We start from the raw sequence: 25,495 nt of genomic DNA on the forward strand, positions 1-25,495 counted from the left end.
AGCACGGAATGATTCGCATAGGATCCAAGCCGCACAAAGACGGCCTAGCAATAGCTGCTGGCCGTTCGATGTGAATGCTAATGATTCAGAATTAATCTAGATTATATCCTGCAGGTAGCTTCAGAAGGATACCTTCGCCTTCTTTAAAGGAAAGCGTCAATGTCCCGGTATTCCTCACATAGTCCGTATCGACTGCTTCACCGTTTTCCTTCGAGATTTCTTGGATCCACTTCGGCTTATGCTTGAATGTAAAGGTACCTTCACTGGCATTATCATAATCCCGGTTCACGATCATCACATAGGGATCGCCGTTCTGATGCTCGAAATAAGAGATGATATAGGGCTCGTTGTTGTCCGCAGGTTGAACGGCCGACTTGGCGGGAAGACGATTCGTAGCTTCCGGGATCGTGCTGCCCGTGTGATAGACCGCTAGAGAAGTCAATTGTGTCAACGTTTCACCGAGCTGCAGCAGATCCGCGTTATTCTGCTGGGCATAGTAATATTTGTCCGTAATCTCGTTATTGGAGTTGAGCAGACCGTCATGGAATCCTGGAATAGGCGGTGTACCATAGGTGAAGTAGATAATACCCTTGACGCCATATGCCAGATGCGTATATAGATTGTACCTCATCTCACCCTCATCCGGCTCACGCAGCGCATCAATTCCTACCGATTGCATGTACGACCATAGGTCTAGATTATGCTTCAATGCTTGACGCCTTACAATTTCCAAGGTTCTGTACGTGTGTTGTTCAATACCGCCGTTAATGCTAAACGGATACGTGTCGAAGCTTAGCATATCCGGGTTTTTACTTGCCCATTGAGACACATAGTTCTCATAGAAGGATGAATTAACGAAGAAGAAGAAGTCACCATTGAAGGGAGTCCCATTCACAGAGCCTGTCCCCTGCGGGTACCAATTCTCGCCATCCTTCGATCTTACGATCCAACCGACAGAGCTGTCTCCCCCGCCTTCATGAACGATTTCCCAATAATAATCCGTATTCCCTTTGACCTTCGCATCGAAATTGAACGTTGTGAATACTTTAGCAGCTTCTGCGGTGATCGTGCTGCTATCGATCAGCTTCTTCTTCCCGGAAGAATCCCAGATATTCATCGTTAACCGCTCGTCATCCTTGAACTGATTGAAATCAAGCCATATTTGAATGGATGTTATCTGCTTCTCATCTGGCTGCGTTCGGAAGGTTTGACCAAGCAGGGAATCCGGCCTCGCATAGTCTCCCGAAATTTCTTTCGTATAACCGGTATGATTATAATTATCCCAATAACCGGTAAGGTTGACGAAGGTCATATGCTCTGGATCATAAGTCCTGAATAACTCCTGTACCTGGGCGACATTATCGATCGACTCGTAACCGGTTGGTTCGTCAATAATATTGTAGCCGAGCAACCCTGGCCTGCCTTTGTAATGGTTTACGATATCTTGAGGAGCGGCAAGTACCTCCTCGGATAGGGGATTGCTATTATTTGTAAATTGATAATTGAACCTTTCATCGAACATCATGACCTTCAAATCGTGAGCCTCCGCGAAGTCCATCACTCGATCATGCGTTGCAAAGCTGTTGGTTCCATTATGAGGGACGAGAAAATTAACATTCATATTCTTGATATCTTCCATGCTGGCATCGGTGATCTCATCGGCTCGTTGAATCCAGAACACTCCAATGGGGAAAGGAACGTCCATATTTTGTACAGGACCGTCAGGTCTTGGCGGTATCTGCGCTTTCCTTGCTTCAGTCTCCCCTTGCGTGAAAAGAACCGTTGCCGCGATTGCAGCTATAAGCAGCATACTTGTTTTCTTCTTCATGAATTTTAATCTCTCCTCTATGATTCATTTCTTCTGAAAAACCAACTCCCTCTATCACCTCCTCAATCTCGGTGTGCGATATGATACAAACAAGGACTCTGCATAACGAAAACGCTTTCAAGTTTTCGAAAGATTTACTTTCGTTACACAAAAACATCCCTTGTGTTTATATGAATAATAACAATTATAGTTGCGATTGTAAATATATATTTTCGTTTTAACTTTCGTTGTTGGTCTATAAAAGAAATTAAGTCTTTCCTTTAACTTGCGATTACTTTCGATTAATCAAAATCTCAATATGGCATAAAAAAAGCCGCTTCTTGGGCGGCTCCTCTGCTGTGTATCAACGCCTGCTCAACTCCTTCATCACAACGAAATCCTCTGGAAAATGATCCTATTCCTCCGCTGCGAATGCCTCCGCTGCCGCTGTAAGAAAGTATGCTAAGCCGGTTTGCTGACTTTCGAGCATCTGGCGATGGAAATCATCGTTTAGGAAGAAACGCGTTTGCGCTGCAAAATCCACAGCTGATATCGTGTGTCCATGCTCGTTCAAAAATTCAAGATGGCTGCGGATCAGATGTCTAACTTTCTCGTGGCTGTGCTTGATGCCCTCATCAAGCGAATGGGCCATCTCCTTCATGAATGCCGCGGCTTCCGCCGCTTGTTCATTTAGTTCCGGCACATCAGCTTGCGCAACCTCGAACTCGTCCATCTCATACGTTTGCTTCAAATATTGATTTTGCTCACGTAGTGCATCCCTCCATTCATCCTCGCCTTCAAAGCCTTTGAACATGTCCTTATGATTCATTGGTTCTCCTCTCTCCATGCTAGCCATGGACTTCCCTAAAGTTAGAAGAATGGTTTCCAACCGTTCTTTGCGGATAAGAAGAAGCTCTTCCTGCTGCGACAGAATCGTTAACCGCTCCGGTTCCCCTTCGAGTAAATGTTTTATTTGCTCCAGGGTGAAATCCAATTCTCGATAGAATAGAATTTGCTGCAGCCGTTCCAGCTCGCGCGTCCCGTACAACCGGTAGCCGGCCTCACTAATCTTACAAGGTAACAGAAGACCCACCTTATGATAATGATGCAGAGTTTTGATCGTGACATTCGTTAATGACGATACTTCCTTTACCGTGTAGAGCATGTCTTAATCTCTCCCTTCTGTATGCAGTGTAAAGGCTCCCCTTAGAGGAGAGTCAAGACATGGCGGTGTAAAAATAGCGTTTGACTCTCCCCTTACAGGAGGACATAAGATGTGTCCGAAGTGATTACGAGGAGGAAACCAATCATGTCGAGTTCCATTCAGCTGCTTCGAAACAGATTTATACAAGCCGTTCTGATTTCCAACTTATTTGCTCAAATTGGAATTTGGGTCCGCAATTTCGCCGTTCTCTTGTTTGTGATGGAAATGACAAGTGGAGATGCATTGAGCGTCACCATGATTTCAGTTGCTGAGTACGCACCCATCTTTATCTTCTCTTTCGTCGGCGGTGTATTCGCGGATCGGTGGCGGCCCAAACGAACGATTGTTTGGTGTGAATGTTTAAGTTCATTGTCGGTTTTAATTGTCTTTCTAGTACTCGCCACAGGATCCTGGGAAGCTGTTTTCTTCGCTACCCTGTGTTCCTCTATTCTATCGCAGTTTGCTCAGCCTTCCGGAATGAAATTGTTCAAGAAGCATGTACGCGATGAGGATGCTTCAACTCGCATGTCATTATTGCAGACGTTACTCTCCGTCTTCATCATCATAGGACCCCTACTTGGAACGCTCGTATATCAGCAATTAGGCATTGAGCTTGCAATATTGCTGACGGGTGTATCGTTTCTGTTATCCGCTCTTGCCATGCTTGCTGTACCAGCCGATGATGATGATCTTCCGAACCAGGCACATGAACGGTCCTCCTTGCTGCGCGAAATGACAGACGGCATTCGTTATGTTCTCTCAAGCAAGGAGCTTCTATTTCTAAGTCTTTGTTTTATCCTTGTGGGTCTAGGAGTCGGATTAATATCACCGCTAAGCATTTTCATCATAACCGAACAACTTCGGCTGCCTGCTCATGATTTGCAATGGATCACCATTCCCTACGGTTCGGGTGAAATCATCGGAGGCATCCTGACGTTCGTGCTGGCTGCAAAGATCGCCCCACACCGATTATTAATCATTGGGCTGCTTGTTGATGGAGCCGGAATCATCTTAACCGGGCTATCCGCCCAGCTATGGATAACGATGGCTGCACAATTCCTTATTGCTCTCCAACAGCCGGCCATCTTTATAGGGAACAACGCACTCGTCCTGCAGCACACCAGTCAAGAATATATCGGCCGTGTTACGGGGATTCGCACACCACTCATGACGGGGGCGATGCTCCTCACGATGAGCTTAGCGGGCGTGTTAAAAACCGCTCTATCTCTAACCGTCGTATATGAGCTCGCCGGACTCTGCTTTCTTGCAGGATTACTTATGCTGCTTCCGCTTCGAAAAGGCTTGAAACCGATCTAACGATGCCGCGATCCAGATCGGGGCTATCGTTAACGATTCTACGCTCCACTTATATAATAATCGTGTATTATCAAGCGCATATGTTGTACGATATCTATGAAAATAAAGAGCTGCCATCGCCTCGTCCGGTAAGCAAGTCTATGTGTAGGACTGGATGTGAGAAGCGGGGCTCTGTCAAGTGCTACGAGCCGGGACTGCTAGGGTCCCTGCAAGGTGTCAGCATGGAACGGGATCAATAGAACAGAAGTCCCCGTTCCCTGCCAAATATACGAAATGGGAGAATGATCGGTATGAACAAGAAACGCATGCGAGACTATGGATTGTCTGTCGGACAGCTTCCGACGGGGAAACTTAACAGCATCACGGATGTTCCGGGCGTATCCGTCGGTCACGTCACCTTGCATTCCGATTCTCCCGGCACCTCCGTGCGAACGGGCGTGACCGCCATACTCCCACATCAAGGGGATTGGTTTCGGAGAAAGGCGGTTGCCGCCTCCTATGTAATCAACGGTTTCGGCAAAACAACCGGCCTCGTCCAAGTGGACGAGCTTGGCGTTCTGGAATCGCCGGTGATGCTCACCAATACATTCAGCGTTCCGGCCGTTACGGAAGGAACGTTGAAATATATGATGAGTCTGGATAACGAGATTGGTGATCAAGCGGGCTCGCTAAATGTCGTAACCGGAGAATGCAATGATCGACATCTGAACGATATGCGAGGGCTTCATGTTCGGCCAGAACATGCTGAGGAAGCCATTCGTCTTGCTCTGCAAGCTGCCGGTATGCCTGCTGCCGAGGGTGCCGTCGGTGCGGGAACCGGTATGGTATGCTATGGCTGGAAAGGCGGCATCGGTACCTCATCCCGCCTAGTTTACGCTGATGGCAATCCGTATCACATCGGCGTGCTCGTTCTGACTAATTTCGGTCATTCGGAAGATCTGGCCCTCATCGGACAACCCGTAGGCCAGCAGCTTGTACACAACACTAAGGAACGTAAGAAGGACGACGGCTCCATCATCATCGTTATTGCAACAGACCTGCCGGTAGATGCCCGGCAATTAAAGAGAATCGCCAAGCGTGCGGGAATGGGTCTTTCCCGTACCGGCTCCATCGCTCATCACGGAAGCGGCGATATCGTCATCGCCTTCAGCAATGGCAACCTGATTCCACATTCACCGGAGGCTGACTTTCATTCCATGAAAGTCATTCGTGAGGATGGAGAGCTCATCTCCCAATGCTTCCGGGCGGTCACGGAAGCAACAGAAGAAGCGATCGGCAACTCCCTCTTCATGGCCGAAACAACCCATGGTCAGAGCGGGAGAACGGCACAAGCCCTTCCGGTTGACGAGGTCCTTTCCTTCCTTCGATAGGCATAACAATAGGGCAATCTGGACATCTGCGAAATCGCAGTACCGTCCGGATTGCCCTTATCTTAGAAACCTTTTATATGTATCCGGAAACCACGTTCCCATGAAATAAGGTAGCCATTCGTGGCGATCTTCTTGCTACTGCCTCCGCTGAACAGCTCGCTTCCACGAATACGACATGAGCGGTATCGCCGATTCTCGGCCAGACCTGCTCCCCTTCACGGTTTAAAGGCGTTACTCCTCCTGTAATAAAGCCTAATGCTTGCGATAAGGACCGCTCGTCACTGTAGCCATATAGCTCTGCCAAGCGCCCGACTTTCTCGAGATTATCCCCGTTGCCGAAAGGTGACCAGTGATCGGTCAGACTATCCGTTCCAAGCTCAACCGTAACCCCTTGCTCATGAAGCAGAGGAATCGGCATACTGCGGCCGCCAATAGGTACGGATGAAGCAATCGATATCCCGAGCTCGGCAAATCGCGCGGCAAGCTCAGATGCGGAGCCCGCAGCAATTCCAGCGAATCCAAAAGCATGACTAACCGTGACCCGGCCATGCCATCCCGCTTCTTCGGTCAAGTCTGCAAGCCGTTTCATCGTCGATATCCCCGCTTCACCTTGATCATGAATGTGGATGTCGACTCCTGCATTGGCTTCGACTGCAATTTCCATGATCGTCTGCAGCGACTTTTCTATGTTCTCATCCACAGTAGCCGGATCTACACCGCCAACGAATGTCGCGCCTTGCTTCATTGCTTCTCTAACGAGAGGAGCGACATTGGACCGGAGAAGTCCATGCTGAGGAAACGCCACCACTTCATAGGAAAGCTTGTCTGAATAATGCTCCAAGGCTCGCATCGTTGCTTCCAGGTTGGATAAACCAATGACCGGATCAATGTTACAGTGCGTCCGTACATGCGTGGATCCAAATGCAAGCAGCGTCGCTAATATTCCCTCCGCCCGGTGCTGCGCAGTTGGCAGAAGCTTGGGTAACAGCTCTCTTTCCTCAGCGATCCGGCCAAAGATACCTCCTGTTCGTCTTACCGCTTTCCAAGGACCGCCATAATATGTCTTATCAATATGAATGTGCATTTCCTTGAATGAAGGCAGCATCAGCCATTCCTTCGAATCAACCTTCAATAGCTCATCGTCAAGCTGCACCTGATCGGAAGGAACGATTTCAGCTATCACTCCATCTTGAATACGTATGTGGTAGATATCCGTCTCGGTCCCTGTTATCTCGCCATCCTCATAGATATAACCCTTCTCAAGCCGAACATTAGTAAGCCAGCTATTGGACATCTTCACCCTCCTCAGATTGGTACGTTGTTGAATCGAACGACATTAATTTGATCCTTAGCTGTGGATGCCGCTTCGGTTATACAGCTGATCATCTCTGGCAATGTTATCTTCTTCCATTCCGTTGTGCGGTTCATATACGAGTAAATTACCCCCCGTGAGGACGATATAACAGCCCCATGCCCATTGTCATCGAAGAATTCTCGTAAGTCTTCAGGTTGTCCGCCTTGAATCCCGAACCCGGGAACAAGAAAGATGGAATGTGGCAATTTGGTTCGTATTTGCTTGGCCTCAGCCGGATAAGTCGCTCCGACAACCGCACCGATAAAGGAATAATCATGGACACCAACCGTTTGACTGGCCAATTTCTCAATTTCCTCCGCCAGCTTGTAGTACAACAGATCTCCATTCTCCAATTTGAGATCTTGTATTTCATAGGAAGATGGGTTGGATGTCTTCAATAACAGAAACAGCCCCTTATGATTCTCTTGAGCCGCCTCAATGAAGGGCATGTAGCCATCGCTGCCTAAGAACGGATTAACCGTGACCATATCGCCCGACATCGCCCCATTCCCCAAGAACGCTCGTGCGTACGCAGCAGAGGTTGAGCCGATGTCCCCTCTTTTGGCATCGTTGATGACGATTAGACCCTTGGAGCGTGCATAACGAATCGTTTTTTCCAATGCTTGTATGCCATAGCTGCCGTATACCTCGTAGTAGGCGAGTTGAGGTTTAACAGCAATAACATGATCCGCCACAGCATCGATGATGATTGTATTACACGCATAGATCGCTTCCGCAATGCTTTCGTCAGACGATGAATCAATGCCCTCCAGTATAAAATCCGGGAAATAACGGATATCCGGGTCCAGGCCGACAACGAGAACACTATTCTTCCTCGTCCCTTCCTCTATTAGTCTATCTGCAAAATTGCTGTTCATACATAATCACCCCTTGAACCGTCATTCCCTTATATTAACATGATGGGGAGGAATCGCGCATTACTTCCGAACGTTCACTGATTGGTGTATTCCAATACGGTAAGAGATAACTGCCGCGGATTCAGTTTTATTGCTATTCCTTCTTTTCCTTATCCTTAATTAATTGAATCAGGACGTCCAGCCTTTCAATGATTTTTGCATCGTGTTCCACATGCTTCTTTAACCTTATATCGATACTGATGATGCCTAGAATTACTAAAGCTACAAATATCATCGTTTCCATGATATCCCTCTCCTTTAGTTCATGTCCGATTGTGATGAATTCTCCTACTACAATAAGAAAGGACGCTATCACGAATGTGATAAAGCGTCCTATTATCCTTCAAGCATGCATGCCTACCCTAACTATACTAGATCAGTATGAAATGTAAAGTATTACCAAGTAATTATGCATTCTATTCTTCATTCAATTCAAGTTCTACTATCACCATCCCGCGTCCGGGAACGTACAAGCCGAATTCGGAACCATCCGGGAAGACGGGCACCCCGGGAAAATCGGTCAATACGTTTATGGAGGCTATCGGCCGGCCTACATCGATACGGGCAAACTTATACTTATGAAAGACATTATGAATAAGAATCCGCCACGTGCCGGGTTTCATTTCTAACACGGTCATTCGAATGAATTCCTGATTCTTGACTACAACTGGCGCTCCTGCAGCGCGTTCCATAGTCTCCACGCATCTGCTTAGGAAATCGTCACTCATCGATGTGAAATACAGCTGTTTCACCCAAGAGATCGCGTCGTTGATCGAATCTATATGCTGCAGTTCGCCTTCGATGTCCGCTTGCTCCATCAGAAACACATCTTGGGTTACACCCATCGCATCACGCGTTACGCAGAAATATTGATCGGGTTCGCAGACAAGGTTCAATCCGGCAGCGGCTGTTAGCCGGGCAAGTCGTTCGGTCATCTGCCCAATTAGAATGGAAGGACCATTCCGATACCCGGCTGCACGTTCAAACTCGTCATCCGGCAATTGATGAAGATTCGCCACTACAATAGCGCCGTTCGCTTGCTCCAGATCACTAATGTTCACGAACGAATGGAGAGGCGCCCCCTTCTGCAGCCATTGATCCATGAGCCGATGAACCGGCCAATTACGCGTCAACATAAAGTCCTCTAACGAGTTCTGCAGCGCTTCATCCGACCATACGAGGCTTACGCCAACGATTCGCTCCGGATTTCCGTCGAAGCCTAATTCCCACCGATCCGACAGCCACTTCCAGCCATCACGGCTGATACCGTCTCCCAGACAGGCCATGAATCCTGCCGAGCTGCGCTTTAGCTTCCCTTCAACCTGTACATACAGGTTGGAGAACGTATAGATATCGCGTTCGAGCACCGTTGGCGCGTGATTGATCGTATCCCACTGCTCGTTCGTGTCCTGGATCGCATTCAAGCAAATTAACCGGGTTTCCGGCATATAAGCCTTCATACTCGCTAACATAGCCATAAACTCGGTGATCGGCTCGTATTCCATACCATCCGCACCAGAAGACAAGGACGCCGCCACGGATTCCACGACAAACCCATCGATTCCTGTTGCAGCAAGCTGTCTGTAGTCTACGCCATATCGGTACAGCGCTTCGAAGGGATCGCGGGTCCATGTCGAATTCGCGACCGCTTTCTTCCCCTCGTTTTTAATGGCAATCATAATTTTCTGCCATAAGCTTGCCCACCGCGCAGCATGGAAGCGTATCCATTCTATGCGTCTATGCTTCCATATCCACTCTCCGCGCTGTTTCATGGCCAGCTTATCTTGATCACAATTCATTGTGATTTCCTGTGATAAATCATCACCGATGAATCGGACGAATTGCTCCACCATATCGTCGGAATAATCGATCTCGGCAATGCTGAGCCGTGAACTGGAGTAACCATCAGCACCATGATATCCATCGAAACGGTAATCTCTCATGACAGTCATTAAGTCGTGAATGAACAAGTCCTCATAATAGCTGCCGTCCTTGAATCGTTTCAGTGGATTAATGACGCCGAACGCGTCGCCCGACATCCGCATCTCATAGAGCTCCGGATGCGCACCGCACCATTCCGATGGCCTTGGCAATTCCGGATTATGGACGTGAAACAAATCGAAAAAGGCACAGTATACCTCGATCCCGTGCTTCTGCAGCTGCTCGACAAGTCCCTTCAGTTGAAAATTGGTCCATATCTGACGATTGCGGTGCTTACCGTAAGGGCGCGCATTATAGGAGCACACCTCTGGCGGCAGTATATGCTCCTCCGACATACCGTTATGAGCGTGTATGAAATCCGGGGTAAACAGCAGGAGTGATACGGCATCTGGGATATAGCCGACCGTCTCCAAATAAGCCCCGACACCGTAATCACGATCCTGATTCTCGAATCCGATTAATTCAATCCAAATCCACTTCTCATAACGTTTGACACTCATATACCTTCCCCCGTCTCAAACTGAATTGGCCTTTACGCTTGTCGAGCATGATGGCTTACATGAGATAAGAATGAATCTTCCTATCTTTTGTAAATCAGTATACGATAGGATCCGGTAATTTTCTATATAATATGCTACTGCCTTTTTTCATAGGCGATAGATACGTCGAAGACCGGATCAATGGAAGCGCTTGTCCGGTCTTCATCTCGCTTTATATGCAAGTTCCTAGCTCTTAAATCCGTTCAGCATCGTTGTAATGATGCTCTTACTTTCCTCGAGTGCGTGCCCGTAATCCGGCATTTGGGCGATCCAGAGCGCCGATTCATTCATTGCGCCGGACAGACAATGCGTCATGGCATCAATCGATACGCACTTCAGGCAACCATGCTGCTCCATGATTTGCAGCTGTCCTCGCAGCAAGCGCATGGAGTTATGCTCGTCCATCGTTCGCCACGTCTCCCACCCCAGCACGGCCGGGCCGTCAACGAGCATGATTCGCCTGTTGCGAGGTTCAACCGCGGCAGCGACGAAAGCAAGACATCCCAGCAGCAGCTGCTCCCAGAGATCCTCGCTTTTCGATGCTTCCGACTCAACCCGCTCTGCAATTTCCTTCTGCACCGATTCCAGTACAACATGAAACAGACCCTTCTTGCTCTTAAAATGATGATAAAGGGCCCCGCGCGTCAGCTCGGCTTCTTGGGCAATATCCTCCAAAACAGAGTCCGCATATCCGTGCTTGGTAAAATAATCTCTGGCAACCTCGATGAGCTTATGAATGGTCTCATGAGTTTCTTCTTTATTTCTTTTCATAAGCAACACGTTCTCCTATCTCTAACTCGTACTTTCTAAGAATCTGACTGTCCTCGATGTTTCTCCAATAAGGCAATTGCCTCATGATCTTCGGATTTTATCAACGATCGCAATGAGTGACGGACCATCCATGAGCTATGCTTGCCTCCACGATCACAATGCTCATGAAGCCACTCTAATGTAATTCCCTTATAATCCTTCTTCAAATCATTCAAATGGTTCGCCACTGATTTTCTCACATAGAAGGAAGGATCATTCCATAGGGGTTCGAGCAAAACAAGATTGTTAGCGGGATCTCCATGGATAGCATGGATTCGTCTCGCCCAAGGCAGACGAGGCCGGGTTCCCTCGCTGACCAGACGGCGGACATGAAGGTTAGCATCACGGGACCAGTGACTTAATCGTTCGAAAGTATCTTCCAGATGAAGCTCGAGATAAGGACGAATTGCATATTCAGAGGTATGCCTCTTGGTGATCTCATACATGGCATGCATGGAGAGCTCGAAGTGAGATAATCCATACTTTTCAACGAAATAGGCTATGGGCATTAGAAAATATCCATTGTTGAACATCCCCTCCTCGGTCTCATTCTCCGGTCCAAGGATAGGTAATAGAATGTTCAAAGCCACCGGATAATCAGCGGGCAAAGCTTTTCTTAATTCATCGGCAATGACTGCGACTCTTCCCTTTAGTTCAAGGGACCCTACCTGCTCGGTCACAGAATCAATGAACACTTCCGCTGGAAATTCTGGAAAGTGGGGGCGGATCAGTCTTGATAAACGATCAGCAAGCTCTCTCCCAAAATAAAGCTTTAAAGCTGCAGCACTCATCCTTGGTCGCCATCCTCATCATTCAACCATATCTTCTCGACATACTGGGCACTCTCTGCTTCTGATGGCGGGATGATCTGGATAATATCAAGCAGCACACCGTTTGGATCGCTGGTTATGAAATGCCGCTGTCCAAACGCTTCATCTCGGATATCCAGCTGCAGAGGAAGCCCTTTATCCAGAATAAGCCTCTTATATTCCAAATCCACATTCTCTACTTCGAAATTGAGAATCAAGCCTTGAACCGGTCTGCGATAAACAGCGGGCACCGTAGGATGCGAAGCGTCCAAGAGCGCTAATTCATAGGGAGTCTTACCGTTTGACGTTCGGAGACTGACGTACCAGTCCGCTTCATATACCGTTTCAAATCCGAAGTAGGCCGTGTAGAATTCAGCACTCCGAGCGACCTTCTCCGTCAGGATGACAGGGTAGAAACTTGTTATTTGCATAGTAATGTTCCCCTCTAATTAAGATACACTAATCTTATCATACATACAGTATGTATGTAAATATGGAAGTGAATACTTACGAATGAGCCCATTCTACACATAGCTGTAACCAAACAACCTCCTAGGCAATACTCTATATAGACAAATGACTACGAAATAAATGGAGGTTATCTTATGGATCGCGGTTTTTTTCCTGGTGGTGGCTTTGGCGGCGGATTCGGGCGTCCCTTCTTCCGTCCCTTTCCCCATCCCTTCTTCCCTAGTCGGTTCTTGTTTCCGTTCTTTTTCTTCTCCCCGTTCTTCTTTCCTTTCTTCCGGGACGGCAATTCGAACGACATGCTGTTCGCCCAGCACCAAGCGCAGCCAGGTGAAACGTTAGCATCGGTAGGTCACAGATACAACATGCCTCATTCCATTCTGGAAGAGGCGAACCCGCACCTGGCCAACCCGAATCAATTGACTGCTGGAGAAACTGTATACGTGCCCCGCATTTCCAACATGATGTGCCAAAAAACCTATTCGGAGATGCCGGCTGCAATGCAGCAAGGTCAACAAATGATGAGCCAAGGGAAGCAGCAATAATAACGAACGCCCTGTAAGCAGCCACATCGGCATAATGCTTATAGGGCGTTGTTTTTTGTTCTTCGGGAACTGACTTAAGCTTTCCGGGCAATGATGGCAGGACAAAGCCGAATAGGGCTGTCCCTAGTCAATCATGACTTTTCGGGACAGCCCTATTCATTCCGGTATGCGATTTATCTCTGCTTCACCGATTCGCCTTCAACAAGCGATACATAGATACGCTCATGTTCTGCGCCAACACCTTCAATCAGCTTAATCAGCTGCTCGGCGGCGACCGCGCCCCATCTACTCTCGGAATAATCAATAGAGGCTAGACGCGGCTGCAAATAATCGGAGATTTCGATATGGTCGAAGCCGATCACGTGGATATGCTCGCCGATCCGGTACGGCGTATCCTTCAGCGCGTTGTACATGCCGATAGCCATCTCGTCGTTTAGGCAGAATACGGCGGCAGGACCGTCATACTCGTCCATGATACGCTGCGCTGCGGCTGCGCCGCTTGCCTTGTTGAAGTTACCGGGAATCTCGGCATACCAGAGCGGCCCGTTGCGCTCTACCGTCTGGCGCGCAGCCTGCAGCCGCTGCCCAGAGTCGAAAGAGCCTTTCGGTCCGGTCACGACATACAGCTTCTTATGGCCCATCCGCAGCAGATACTCTATTGCAAAAGTCGCCCCTGCCTTGTTGTCCAGCAGCACTTGAACGATATTGGAATGTCTGAGCTCACGGTCCAGCACGACCAGCTTATGGCCACGGTTCGCGTAGAGAAGCAGCTCCTCATCCGTGAACATCCGGTCCAGCACGATTGCACCGTCCAGGAATCCTTCCGGCAGCATCCGGTGGGACTTCGTCCCGCTGCAGATGACCAGATCATATCCCCGTTTGCTCATCTCTTCTTTCATCCCTTGCAGGAGATCGCCGTAGAAAGCCCCTTCGAAGGAGGTCAGGAAGGCTCCAATGATCTTGGTCTCCCGTTTCTTTAACGTTCTGGCAGCCGCATTCGGCACGTAGTTGAGCTCTTTGGCAACTGCCAGTATCTTCTTCGTTGTTTCTTCCGTTACCTTCGGACTTCCGTTCAACGCGTAAGACACGGTTGAAATGGATACCCCCGCGTGCTTGGCAATGTCTTTGATGCTTACCACAGCTATCGCTCCTATCGTTCACTGCCCACTTCAATTCTCTTTGTTGATTATATCAAAAGGTTGGCTTGAGGGAATACTCCCCCAGCACCTTCTTTACTCCATCCCGATGACGATTTCGTTCAGGCCTTCCTTAAGAAGACCCACCAGCGCCTCGGTCCCGATACGTACACCGCCGTGGCGATACCGGTTCCTGTTAACGGCTGTCTGAACGGATTCTCCATTCACAGTTACCTTGCGGACGGTATCCCCGCTAATCTCGTACCGGAACAGGATATCCCGTCCCATCCATTGGAAGCGGAAGCTCAGACCGTCCATCTCCGCAGTCAGCACGGGATCGAGGATGAGATCGCCGCTTTCCTGGCGGATCCCCAGACCGTTCGAGATCAGCTGATTCATATAGATGCCGGGACCGCTGGAATAGATGCGCCAGCCGCCTTTAACCTGAACATCGCCCGTGCGCAGCTTGCCGAAACCGTCCTGCGCCTCGTACCGGTCCGCGAACTTCCCGTCCGAGCTGCTGAAATACGCATTGCTCTGGCGCCAGTCCGCGTTCGGGACGACGTCGCGCAAGCCGACGGGATTAATCATCGCGAGTCCTTTCCACACTTCATCCCGCTTGCCCAGCTTTGCCATCGCTTCGATGAATCGAATATGAGCATGGACATATTGCAAACCGATCTCGCGGCCGAAGTTTGCGGCTTGCTCCGCGCGTTTGAACCGTGTGCTGACACCACCTGCATATTCAGCAGGCCGGTTCATCAGGCGCACGCCGTCTGGACAATAGAGTTCCTGCTTAATTAGACGGTAGTGGGACTCCGCTTGCTCCTCGTCGAGCAGTTCGCCGATCATGCTTCTGGTCATCGGAAGCAGGCGGTACGTAATGCCCGTCTTCTCGTCACTCGGATGAAGCATCAGCTCCATGCTGCCCGGCTCCTCCATGTACGCAAAGCCGGAGATGATGCCGTCTTTGATCAAGTAGCTGTTGAAGTCGGTTTTGATGCCCTTGGCCAGCTCCTCTAGTTCTGCCGCCAGTTCTGCAAGATCCTCAAGATCTTCTTGTCCTTCTTGACCGGACAATGCGCCGGATAGCTGGGAGAACACTTGGTACGTGAGCGATACCGTCCAGCTGCTGATCATATACTGCTTCAGCTTGGCGTTCGCCGGCTGGAGCGTATCGTCCCAGTCGCCGTCCCCATAGGAGGACAGGTTCGTACCGTGAAGGAAATGATCCTTCATGTATTGCAATTCCTTGCGCGCATGATCGAGAACGGTATACGTCTCCTCCGTCAGTTCGCCCCCATGCGTGGTATATGGCACGCGTTCCTGCAGGATCGAGAAGTCGCCCGTTACCCGCAGATAATCGCTCAGCACTTTCAGCGGCCATACGATAATATCCCCGTGGCTCTCCTCCTGCTGAATGCGGTAGTACCGGTCGAACATGAACCATTGCGGCCAATTGCCGTCATGCTCATATTGATGGGTATAGACCGTCTTCAGAATGTCCTTCACTTGGCTGTAATTTCCCGTCGCCATAAAGTATTCCGTCGGCCCTTGGCAGACGTCGCGCGTACCCCAAGCCGCCCCGCTGTATTGCTCCAGCCCGTGCGGCACAGAATAATGCACAAGCATGTTATGGGTATACCACCATGCGAGCGCATTGAACTTCTGCAGTTCCTGAGCCTTACTTCCAGCCTCATGTGACAGATGAAACCCGTTCATGACGGACGACAAGAACGAACGGTAGCGCTCGATATCCGTCTCGGCGGAACGCATCGAAACCGGCTCTTTCGCATGAGACTCTTCTTCCAGATTACCTTGTACCGTCAACCGCCACTTATCGGACGGCGCCAGCTCCAGCACCGTAAGCGAAGCCGATCCCACCGGTGCTGCAGCGACTAGCGCCTTCTCATCCAGCACCGACATAGCCGCGCCTGCAATGCGAAGGCGGAAATGCAGCCCTGGATATGCACTGACACTCAAAGCATCCCCATGGGCGCGGAACACAAGATCTTCACCGTCCCGTTCCAACAGGTACGGCAGTTCATATTCTTTGTCGTTCATCGTGATCTGGTTGGTCACGAGGAAGCCGTAACGTTTACCTGCCTTCGATGTAGCTTCTAGTGCAAGCTCCGGCGAATCTGCCGATGTCCATGCCGTAACGGTGAGCGTATCGTCTGCCAGCTTGTAATGCCAGCGGGCATAGTTAAACCCGATCTCGTACAGGGATGGCATCGTAAGTAAGCGGTATTTGCCTTCCATCTCGACATAGATCCGCTGTCCGGATGTTTTCAGCACATTCAGCGCACTGCGCGCATTCGTCATTAATTTATTGAAGGAAGTATTGCCTAATGTAATCTGCGAATGGAAGATGCCGTACATATAGTTCGTTGAAGACATTACGTTATCGTTCAACCGCGCGTTGTCGCCACTCATCAGGATGTGGCCATGCGGCCGTTCCATGCGCAGCTCCTTCGCCTTCAGCACAACATGTTCATACGTCCCGGTGAAGAAAGAGAGCAGCTCTTGACCATCCCATTCCTCTTGATGACGAACAGGGAACAATACTTCGATGTCGGCAAGCGTCATTGTTTCGGCGCGAAGAGGCTCGCCCATTCGTTCGTTCAGCGCAACTCTCTCTCTTGCTGAGAGGCCCTCGCCAATCTCCATCGCTTTCGCCTGCTCCCAAGCCTCAAGCAATTCCTCCTTGTACTCGAGCTCGGAGATCGCTGCAGGATGATCCGGCTTGAGCAAGCCATAGAACACAAACGAGGCCGTCCCGCTCAGCTGAACCGTCTCCGATTGAAGTGCCGTATAAGCAAATTCATATTGATACACGGCGTTGTCCGGCTCTTTCCGCCCAAGCGCTTCCGGCACATTCGTCTCCTTATAAGAGAGACCGAAGAATTGGAATCCATCCGTTGAATAACCTGCCGCCTTTGTCAACGAACCCTGCTGAAGGTACGGAAAGCCTGTTGACGCGGGTTGATTTTGCCTCGAGCATACAGTATATCCGGTTTCTTCGTCGTTGAACGCCGTATGACCCACATATTGCGACACATAAGCTTCGTTCGTGCGCACTGCGCCTTTGTCGGCAAGCCCCAGGTCTTGGCCGTATATTACATCGGCTTGAATACCTTCGCCGGTGAGCTGTACTTCCCAGAACCAGATCAGCCCGGGCATAAGGGTAAAGATCACTTGATACGCTGCACCTAGAGCTTCCCCGCTCCACACGATGCGCCGCTGAGACACGCTCATCTTGCTATTTGACCGTACCCCCAGCAGAGGGACGGCCATAATCCGCTCTCCTTGCTGCACGCGCAGATAAAGATTGTTCATCGATCCATCCAATGGGTTGGACATGACCTGGTTGATCATTAAATCCTTATATTGTATCTCCTTCAAATCTCCGCTCTTCATGAACGTAAAGACAAGCTCGTCCGCCTGAACGTTGATTTCTTCCATCTCCAGTACTGTACTCATCTCCGGGCTCCTTTCCCACTTGCCTCTCTCTATGCTTTCAAGATAAACCTAAGCTCCTGCACATCGCGGCTGTTTGCCCCGACCATGACCGCGAACTGGCCTGGATCGCTCTTATATTGCAAATCCGAATGATGATACCGAAGCATCTCCTCCGTAATTTCAAACACGATATCTTTGCTTTCTCCCGGCATGAGCGCCGTTTTCTCGAAAGCCTTCAGCTCACGCAGCGGCCGGACTGTCTCACCCGCTATATCGCGTATATAGAGCTGAACGGTTTCTTCGCCTTCTAGTCTGCCGGCGTTCGTTACGCGAACGGATACCAGGAGCTTGCCGCCGACGCTGAGTTCGTTAGCCGACAAGGCGGCTTCCCCGTATTGGAAGTCGGTATAGCTCAGACCGAAGCCGAACGGCAGCAGCGGCTCGTTCGGGATGTCCAAATATTGCGATACGTAGCGCAGCTGAGCATCCGGCGCCCCTTGCGGGCGGCCTGTGTTGAATCCGTTATAATAGACCGGCACCTGTCCCACGGAATGCGGGAAGCTCATCGTCAGACGGCCGGAAGGATTCGCGACGCCGTAGAGCAGCTCGGCCACCGCAGAACCGCCGTTGCTGCCGGGATACCACGCTTCCAGCACGGCGTCTGCCTCGTCCAGCACGCCATGAAGATCAAGCGGCCTGCCGTTGAACAGCACAGCGGCCACCGGCTTGCCCAATGCTTTCGCTTGCTTCACCAGCTCCAGCTGCATGCCAGGCAAGCGGATATCGGCACGGCATCCCGCCTCGCCGCTCATCTCCGAGCTTTCTCCCAGCGCCAGCACGATAACATCGGCTTCCCGGGCTGCAGCCAGCATAGCTTCCAGCTCCAGATCTGTCATGTATTCCACGCTGCAGCCTGTCGCCGTCACTTGCGGCTGGCCTGCAATAGCAATCATGCCTTGGCTTAGTGTAACGGTTTCTTCCCTATCACCCATGCACGACCATGGCCCAAGCAAGTCATTGCTGAGCGCGAACGGGCCGATCAGCGCAATCTTCGCCAGCTTCGAGAGCGGCAGTATACCGTCGTTCTTGAGCAGAACGCTTGACTTTATTGCGGCTTCCTGTGCCGACGCACGGTGTTCGTCGCTGAGGAGAATGTCGCGCTCTACCGCTGGATCCGCATAACGATGCGGATTTTCGAACAGTCCCAGCTTGCGCTTCAGCTTCAGGATGCGCATGACTGCTTCGTCGATAAGCGCTTCGTCCACTTCCCCGCTCTCCACCAGCTCCTGCAGATGATGAACGTAACAAGGGGACATCATCTCGATATCGACACCGGCTTCGATCGCTTTGCGTGCGCATTCCCGTTCGTCCTCTGCCACGCCATGGGGAATCATCTCCTTCACAGCGCCCCAATCCGAGATGAGAACGCCGTCGAAGCCCCATTCATCGCGAAGCAGGTCTCTCATCAGCCTGCGGTTGCCCGACGCCGGAATGCCGTCCACCGTATTGAAGGCAGTCATCACCATCTCGCAGCCCTCATCCAGCGCGGCGCGGTATGAAGGCATATAGTATTCGCGGCTCATCCACGCAGACATATCGACCGTATTATCCCGGCCACCTTCAGCTGCGCCGTAAGCGGCGAAGTGCTTGATGCAAGCCGCCAGCTTGTATGGCTCCTTCGACAAGTCCTTGCCCTGGTAACCGCGTACGAATGCGCGTGCGTATTGACTGTTTAACCAAGGGTCTTCACCTGTCGACTCCATCACCCTTCCCCAACGGGGATCGCGCGTCAAGTCCGCCATCGGCGAGAAGGTGACGTGTATACCCGCAACGGAAGCTTCCTTCGCCGCGATCGCAGCGGATCGCTTCGCCAGCTCCATGTCCCATGAGCAGCCCAGTGCGAGCGGCACCGGGAAGATGGTCCGGTAACCGTGTATGACATCGGCCATTGCAATCAATGGAATGGACAGCCGGTGATTGCGGATGTGGGCGTCCTGAATTGCTATAGCCTCTTCCGCTCCTCCGAGTCCAAGCACAGAGCCGGCATGATGGATCATTTCCTCCGTCATGCCCATCCCTTCCAGCGGACCTGTAATCTGGCCGGCGCTGTTAGATCCTTCATAGAACGCAGGTGCGAGCTGCTGAAGCTGAGCAATCTTCTCGCTTAACGTCATTTCCTTCAGTAAGGATTGCAATTGTATATCCTTCAATGCTTTAACCTCCGCCTAATGGATGTATTCGTCCTGGACCTCGTCCATCAGATTTTCCAGCTGCTTCTTCAAGTCTTGTATACGATCCGCGTATTCCAGTTGACCGTACACGTTGTTCAGCTCATAAGGATCCTGCTCCAGGTCGAAGCATTCCCATTCCGGCGGGCGTGATTCGTCGCGCGAATCCGTCGTGCCGAGCGCCTGGGCGTAATAATAGATCAGTTTGTACCGGTGCGTGCGAATTCCGTAATGTGAATAGACCTCATGGCAGCCATCAAGATGCATCCAATACCGGTAAAACATCGACGTCCGCCATCCGTCCGGCGTCGTGCCTTTCAACAGCGGTCTAATACTGAAGCCTTGCATCCGTTCATGGACTGGCAAGCCAGCGTACTCAAGGAACGTAGGGGCAAAGTCTGTGTTCAGGATCATCGTATCGCTCACGCTGCCGGGCTTAATTTCCCTTGGGTAACGGATCAGGAACGGCATTCGCAGCGATTCCTCGTACATGAACCGTTTGTCGAACCAGCCGTGATCGCCGAGGAAGAAGCCTTGGTCGGACGTATAGATCACGATCGTGTCCTCCGCCAACCCGGATTCGTCGAGGTATTCCAGCATGCGGCCCACATTATCGTCAATAGAAGCGATGCAGCGAAGATAATCCTTGATATACCGTTGATATTTCCACTTGCGGACCTCATCGGGGGACAACCCTTCCGGCGGCGGTCCTTTCGTATCCAGCTCGTTCAGATCGTCAATTCGCATCTTTGCCTGCACGGCCGCTTGCGAACGTGTGGCGTAATCGTCGTTGAACGTGACCGGTTCTGGAATGTCAATATCTTCGTAGAGGTGCATATGCTTCTCGTCTGGTTCCCAGTGGCGGTGCGGTGCCTTATGATGGCACATCAGCATAAACGGTCGTTCCTTATCCCGATTGCGGATCCAATCCAGCGATTTATCCGTAATAATGTCCGTGACATAGCCGTTAAATTTCTTCACCTTACCCATTTCGATGAAATCAGGATCTCGGTAATCACCCTGATCGGGCAATACACTCCAGTAATCGAAGCCCGTCGGGTCATAGTTGCCGCCGTGTCCGAGATGCCACTTGCCAATCATCGCTGTTTGGTAGCCATCCGCCTGAAGCAGCTTCGGGAACGTCACTTGCCGGCCATCCAGATCATCGCCCAACGTCTTGACGCCGTTGATATGGTTATAGGTCCCTGTCAGAATCGAGGCTCGGCTTGGCGCGCAGATCGAATTCGTGCAGAAGCAGTTGTCGAAGCGCATCCCCTCCTGCGCCAACCGATCCAGATGGGGCGTAACATTAATACGGCTCCCGTATGCGCCAATCGCATGCGAAGCGTGGTCGTCCGACATGATAAACAGAATGTTAGGACGCTTGTTATCGGAAGAAGACATGAAGGCGTACCTTCTTTCTTAGCTTTATTTCATACCGGAAATGCTGAAGTTCTCAATAATATGCTTCTGGAAATAGGTAAACAACACGATGACGGGAGCGACCATGAACGCTGCACCTGCCATCTGTAAGCCGAAGTTGGCGGCATATTGCCCTTTCAGGAGCGACAAACCGACGGATAAGGTGTACAAGCTTTCATCGTTGGCGATAATAAGCGGCCACAGAAAGCTGTTCCATCCGGCGATAAACGTCAGAATGGCTTGTACCGCAATGATGGGCTTGGAGATCGGCAGAACGATTTGCAAGAAAATGCGATATTCGCTCGCCCCGTCCAGCCGAGTCGCTTCCAGCAGCTCGGTCGGAATGGTCGACATGAACTGGCGGAAGAGGAAAATGGCGAACGCTCCCACGAGACCCGGAAGCACGATACCGGTCATCGTATTCGTCAGCCCTAACGAATTCAGAATGAGATACACCGGAATCATTGTGACTTGGCTTGGAATCATCATCGTCGCCAGCACAAGCACGAAGAGCGCGTTCCTGCCTTTGAACTCATATTTCGCGAAGCCAAAGCCCGCGACTGCGTTCAGAAACAGGCCAACGAACGAGAACAGAACGATAATCAGCGTGTTTTTCAGGTACACGTCAAAGTTCATGTTCTGGAACAAATATTTGAAATTATGAAGTGTGAAGGTGTCGGGCCAGAAGGTAGGCGGGATCTGTACGATCTCATTTTCCGGCTTGAAGGAAGACATGATCATCCAGAAGAAAGGCAGCAGGAAGAAGATGCCGCCAATGCCCAGGACAATGCCGGAAATCCATTGAAATAAGCTGCCTTGACGCTCCTTCACCTTCCCTTTCTTCGTTGCAATTGTTGAACTCATTCGTATCCCCCGCTTCTCAAGTCATGTCCGACTCATTTTTTTGCATCCTCAACTGAACAAGCGTAATGGCAATGATGCACACGAACAACACGAAGGAGCCCGCTGCCGCATACCCGAAGTTGTTGAATTTGAAGCCGTTCTGGTAAATAAACAAAGCGACGGACAGCGTACCGTCAAGCGGGCCGCCTTCGGTCATAACGAACGGCTCCTCGAAAAATTGAAGCCAGCCGATCATCGTCGTAATGGACACGAAGAAAATCGCAAACCGCAGCATCGGAATCGTAACTTTCGTCACTTGCTGCCACAGGTTCGCTCCGTCAAGCTGCGCGGCTTCGTAATAAGACTTCGGAATGCCTTGCAGCGCCGCGATGAAGATAATCATGTTAAGGCCGATCGACTTCCATAACGCCAGCAGAATCAGCGAAAGCTTAGCGATCGTCGGTTCCGTCAACCATGGCACATCGGGCAATCCCACCAGATTCAGCAGGTAATTGAACAGGCCAAGCGACGGATTATAGAGGTAACTCCAAACAACCGCCACAGCCACGATATTCGTCACGGAAGGGAGATAATAGACAACGCGAAAGGCTTTGAAAATCCGGGACGTACCCAAATTAATCAACAAAGCGATGCTGAGCGATAACAAGATGACAAGCGGCACACCGATGATGACGTAGAAGAGCGTATTGAAGATCGCCTTCAGGAACACGGGGTCCGCAAGCACTTCAGTATAGTTGGTGAAACCGATAAAACTGATGGAATCGAAATTCGCCAATCCGCTAAGGTCCATATCGGTGAAGCTGATCACGAGCGCAACCAAGATCGGAACGATTGAGAACAGCGTCAACAGGATCAAGGTCGGTGCGATAAAAATATACGGTGCTTGCTTATTCAGAAAACCTCTCATCAGGAAATCTCACTTCCTTCTTTCATGCCCGCGGCATATATAAGAGCAGGCCGGCCTATGCAGCCGGCCTGCTTCAGTTCGGATCTTATATCCTGTTTCTGAAACACTCGTCAAGATTACTTCATCATTTTGGTCGCGTCGTTATTGAAGCTTTCCATTTCTTTCTTCACGTCAACGTTGTTGCGGTAGATGACTTCGAAGTGCTTCAGGTAGTTTTCGCTAATTGGTGACCATTCCGTAATAACGGGCATAGGTTGAGCGGCATTCAATTGATCGCCAATTACTTTGTAATTCGGGTCGTTCTTGAGCATATCGTTTTCCCATGCAGCAGTTGCCGCAGGAAGGGAGCTCGTTTCTTCCATCCATTTGATTTGCGTTTCCGGCTTGCTCATGTAAGCGATGAACTTCGCAGCTGCATCCTTATTTTTCGAGTATTCGAATATGGACAGGTTGGAGCCGCCAAGCAATGAGATATTGTTTTCTTTCTTCGGCAGTACAGCCATCGCCCATTTGCCGTCGATTTCAGGCGCTTGATCCTGAATCAGCTTAATCATCCACGGACCGCTAATGAACATCGGCAGAATGCCTTCTTTGAATGCCGGAATGATGTCAAGACCGAGATCCTTCGGAGCGGAACCGTTCTGGAAGAAGCTGTTAAGATACTCGACGGCTTCTACGAATTTCGGATCGCTAAAGTTAGGCTTGCCATCTTCTGTGAACCATTGCGCGCCATTCTGGCGGGAGAACATGAAGCCTAGGGACTGTTCTTTCGGGTCAATGCTGATACCGTATTTGCCGTCGCCGCGAGCAGCAAGCTTCTTAGCTGCATCGGACAGCTCGTCCCATGTTGCAGGGGCTGCGTTAAAGCCGGCTTCCTTGAGCAGATCCGTGCGGTAATACAGAACGCGGGTCTCAACGTACCACGGTGAACCTACATATTTGTCGCCATATTTCGCACTTTCAACCGCACCCGGATAGAAGTTCTCCGGCTTCAGCTCCGGATATTGCTCCAGGTAAGGCGTCAGATCTGTAAGCACGCCCGCTTCAGCGAATTCCGGAATCCAGGAGGTCCCCATCTGAATGACGTCAGGGCCTTTCTTGGATGCGACAGCCGTCAGCATCTTCTCGTGGCCTTGGTTCCAAGGCAGTGCCTGTACCTTAACCGTAATATTCGGATTTTCTTTCGTGAATTCATCAGCGAGCTTCGGCAAGGTTTTGGCTTCTTCCCCCATGCCCCATACATTCAGCGTTACCTTCTCGTTCGACGTGCCGTTGCCGGTATCCGTGCCGCCGGATGTATTGTTATTTGTTCCGCAGCCCGCAAGCAATCCTACACTTAGTAAGATGGCCGTCATCACTTTAATATTCTTTTTCACACCGATTACCCCTCTCATTTATGTCGCTGTTAAGGCTCATAGTCATTTCTTAATCTTTACTTATCCTTAGATTCTCTTTTTCAAACAACCCTCAGCCGGTCAACCCTCCCTAGTTAGAATGTCCTTCATTTCCAATGTGATTCAAGTACATGCGACTGGAAACCAGTAGTGAAACGTTTCGATTATGGTTAATAAGTGCCTTATGAGCGGTTATCCTTGCTCGATATACATAATATAAACGTTTCGATTTGATTATAGTCTAAAATGTAACCGATTAAAAGAGGATAAATAAAGATAATCGAAACGTTTATATTTTTGTGTAAAAATAAGTACATTTTCTAATGTCCAACCCTAACAAAGGGAGGTATCGGATGGATCCTTGGATATGAATATGATCAGCTAATAATGGCTTATAGTTTGGGAAAGAATGAGTATAACACGCTTTCCGTCCTCAAACGCAAAATAAAAAGGCGCCGATTTACCTGCACCGGTCGCCTTCCTTTGAATCGAATTATTGGGGCTGCAATTCAATAACCTGATTGGCTATGTTATAGGCTTTAATGTCTGCTGCATGGATGTTCTCGTCGATAAAGGATATCCATAAACGAATGTCATCCCGTTGAATCAGCTTAGCCTCCTCTCCTCTGATTCGAATATGTTCAACCTCTGGGTCGTGTGTTGTAATTGCTGTCATTCTAAAGGGCATCTTCGTATTCGCGGTAATAAGGTATGAATATTCTCTAGGGTCTAACACACCTACACCATCTAAGACTCTCCATTTGTCCTTGATCTGTTCAAGATAACTTATGGTAATAAATCCGTCCCTCATTAGATTAAAGGACAGAATCCCTTCTTCCTTCAGTTCATAATGCAGTGTCCGCTCATAATCGGGCAGCTTCTTCAATTGATCCTCCAGCTGGGACATGTTGAACTCCTTGTTACCATTGCAGGCCGTGCAAAATACAATCATAATGACGACTATTACGTACCGGCTCCAATATGCCATGTAGTCTCCTTTC

General features: G+C 50.0%; 20 protein-coding genes. 3 read left to right on the top strand and 17 right to left on the bottom strand.

Translation table 11 applies throughout. The annotated features are described in order from the left end of the window. Positions 1-91: 91 nt before the first annotated feature. Complete coding sequence (locus NNL21_RS01125) at positions 92-1,828, bottom strand: glycoside hydrolase family 5 protein (RefSeq protein ID WP_204815563.1); 1,737 nt, start codon at positions 1,826-1,828, stop codon at positions 92-94. A 394-nt stretch (positions 1,829-2,222) separates the two neighbouring features. Beyond that, on the bottom strand, positions 2,223-2,972 hold the full coding sequence (locus NNL21_RS01130; RefSeq protein ID WP_204815564.1) for a MerR family transcriptional regulator: 750 nt from the start codon (positions 2,970-2,972) through the stop codon (positions 2,223-2,225). A 144-nt stretch (positions 2,973-3,116) separates the two neighbouring features. Here NNL21_RS01130 and NNL21_RS01135 point away from each other — a divergent pair, with 144 nt between their 5' ends. Both NNL21_RS01135 and NNL21_RS01140 read left to right on the top strand, forming a co-directional pair. Beyond that, entirely contained in the window at positions 3,117-4,328 is a 1,212-nt protein-coding gene (locus tag NNL21_RS01135) for an MFS transporter (protein WP_204815565.1), read from the top strand. Positions 4,329-4,618: 290 nt separating this feature from the next. Next, positions 4,619-5,698, top strand: coding sequence for a DmpA family aminopeptidase (locus NNL21_RS01140; protein ID WP_204815566.1), 1,080 nt, complete (start codon positions 4,619-4,621; stop codon positions 5,696-5,698). A 73-nt stretch (positions 5,699-5,771) separates the two neighbouring features. Here the strand turns inward: NNL21_RS01140 and NNL21_RS01145 are convergent, their stop codons facing one another. The 7 genes from NNL21_RS01145 to NNL21_RS01175 form a co-directional block, all read right to left on the bottom strand. Then, a complete protein-coding gene (locus tag NNL21_RS01145; RefSeq protein ID WP_204815567.1) occupies positions 5,772-6,992 on the bottom strand; it encodes an amidohydrolase family protein in 1,221 nt (406 codons plus the stop codon). Between the two features lie 11 nt (positions 6,993-7,003). Beyond that, a complete protein-coding gene (gene pyrF, locus NNL21_RS01150) occupies positions 7,004-7,930 on the bottom strand; it encodes an orotidine-5'-phosphate decarboxylase (RefSeq protein WP_204815568.1) in 927 nt (308 codons plus the stop codon). 133 nt (positions 7,931-8,063) lie between these two features. Then, entirely contained in the window at positions 8,064-8,213 is a 150-nt protein-coding gene (locus NNL21_RS01155) for a hypothetical protein (protein WP_204815569.1), read from the bottom strand. 172 nt (positions 8,214-8,385) lie between these two features. Beyond that, on the bottom strand, positions 8,386-10,410 hold the full coding sequence (locus NNL21_RS01160) for a hypothetical protein (RefSeq protein ID WP_204815570.1): 2,025 nt from the start codon (positions 10,408-10,410) through the stop codon (positions 8,386-8,388). Between the two features lie 225 nt (positions 10,411-10,635). Then, complete coding sequence (locus NNL21_RS01165) at positions 10,636-11,220, bottom strand: TetR/AcrR family transcriptional regulator (protein WP_204815571.1); 585 nt, start codon at positions 11,218-11,220, stop codon at positions 10,636-10,638. A 35-nt stretch (positions 11,221-11,255) separates the two neighbouring features. Next, positions 11,256-12,050 (bottom strand): DNA alkylation repair protein, encoded by a 795-nt coding sequence (locus NNL21_RS01170; RefSeq protein WP_204815572.1) that lies wholly within the window; start codon positions 12,048-12,050, stop codon positions 11,256-11,258. Continuing rightward, positions 12,047-12,499 carry a VOC family protein gene (locus NNL21_RS01175; RefSeq protein WP_204815573.1) on the bottom strand — a complete coding sequence of 151 codons (453 nt, stop codon included), beginning with the start codon at positions 12,497-12,499 and terminating at the stop codon, positions 12,047-12,049. Before NNL21_RS01175 ends, NNL21_RS01170 begins: the two co-directional genes overlap by 4 nt. Before the next feature lie 174 nt (positions 12,500-12,673). On the opposite strand from NNL21_RS01175, the gene NNL21_RS01180 reads away from it, so the two are divergent. Further along, the gene (locus tag NNL21_RS01180) at positions 12,674-13,081 is read left to right on the top strand and encodes a LysM peptidoglycan-binding domain-containing protein (RefSeq protein WP_204815574.1); all 408 of its coding nucleotides are present in this window, start codon (positions 12,674-12,676) and stop codon (positions 13,079-13,081) included. Positions 13,082-13,254: 173 nt separating this feature from the next. Here NNL21_RS01180 and NNL21_RS01185 read toward each other — a convergent pair whose 3' ends face one another. The 8 genes from NNL21_RS01185 to NNL21_RS01220 form a co-directional block, all read right to left on the bottom strand. After that, positions 13,255-14,220, bottom strand: coding sequence for a LacI family DNA-binding transcriptional regulator (locus NNL21_RS01185; protein ID WP_204815575.1), 966 nt, complete (start codon positions 14,218-14,220; stop codon positions 13,255-13,257). Between the two features lie 93 nt (positions 14,221-14,313). After that, positions 14,314-17,700, bottom strand: a complete 3,387-nt coding sequence (locus NNL21_RS01190) for a GH36-type glycosyl hydrolase domain-containing protein (protein WP_204815576.1) — start codon at positions 17,698-17,700, stop codon at positions 14,314-14,316. A 29-nt stretch (positions 17,701-17,729) separates the two neighbouring features. Beyond that, positions 17,730-19,853, bottom strand: coding sequence for a beta-glucosidase BglX (gene bglX / locus NNL21_RS01195; protein ID WP_305880641.1), 2,124 nt, complete (start codon positions 19,851-19,853; stop codon positions 17,730-17,732). A gap of 51 nt (positions 19,854-19,904) precedes the next feature. Further along, complete coding sequence (locus NNL21_RS01200; protein ID WP_204815578.1) at positions 19,905-21,311, bottom strand: sulfatase family protein; 1,407 nt, start codon at positions 21,309-21,311, stop codon at positions 19,905-19,907. 24 nt (positions 21,312-21,335) lie between these two features. Continuing rightward, complete coding sequence (locus tag NNL21_RS01205) at positions 21,336-22,193, bottom strand: carbohydrate ABC transporter permease (protein ID WP_204815579.1); 858 nt, start codon at positions 22,191-22,193, stop codon at positions 21,336-21,338. A gap of 16 nt (positions 22,194-22,209) precedes the next feature. Then, entirely contained in the window at positions 22,210-23,100 is an 891-nt protein-coding gene (locus NNL21_RS01210; RefSeq protein WP_204815580.1) for a carbohydrate ABC transporter permease, read from the bottom strand. A gap of 116 nt (positions 23,101-23,216) precedes the next feature. Then, positions 23,217-24,494, bottom strand: coding sequence for a sugar ABC transporter substrate-binding protein (locus tag NNL21_RS01215; RefSeq protein WP_204815581.1), 1,278 nt, complete (start codon positions 24,492-24,494; stop codon positions 23,217-23,219). A 493-nt stretch (positions 24,495-24,987) separates the two neighbouring features. Beyond that, a complete protein-coding gene (locus NNL21_RS01220; protein ID WP_204815582.1) occupies positions 24,988-25,482 on the bottom strand; it encodes a hypothetical protein in 495 nt (164 codons plus the stop codon). Positions 25,483-25,495 lie beyond the last annotated feature (13 nt).

Source organism: Paenibacillus mendelii, from assembly GCF_024498075.1.
Lineage (GTDB): Bacteria > Bacillota > Bacilli > Paenibacillales > Paenibacillaceae > Paenibacillus_Z > Paenibacillus_Z mendelii.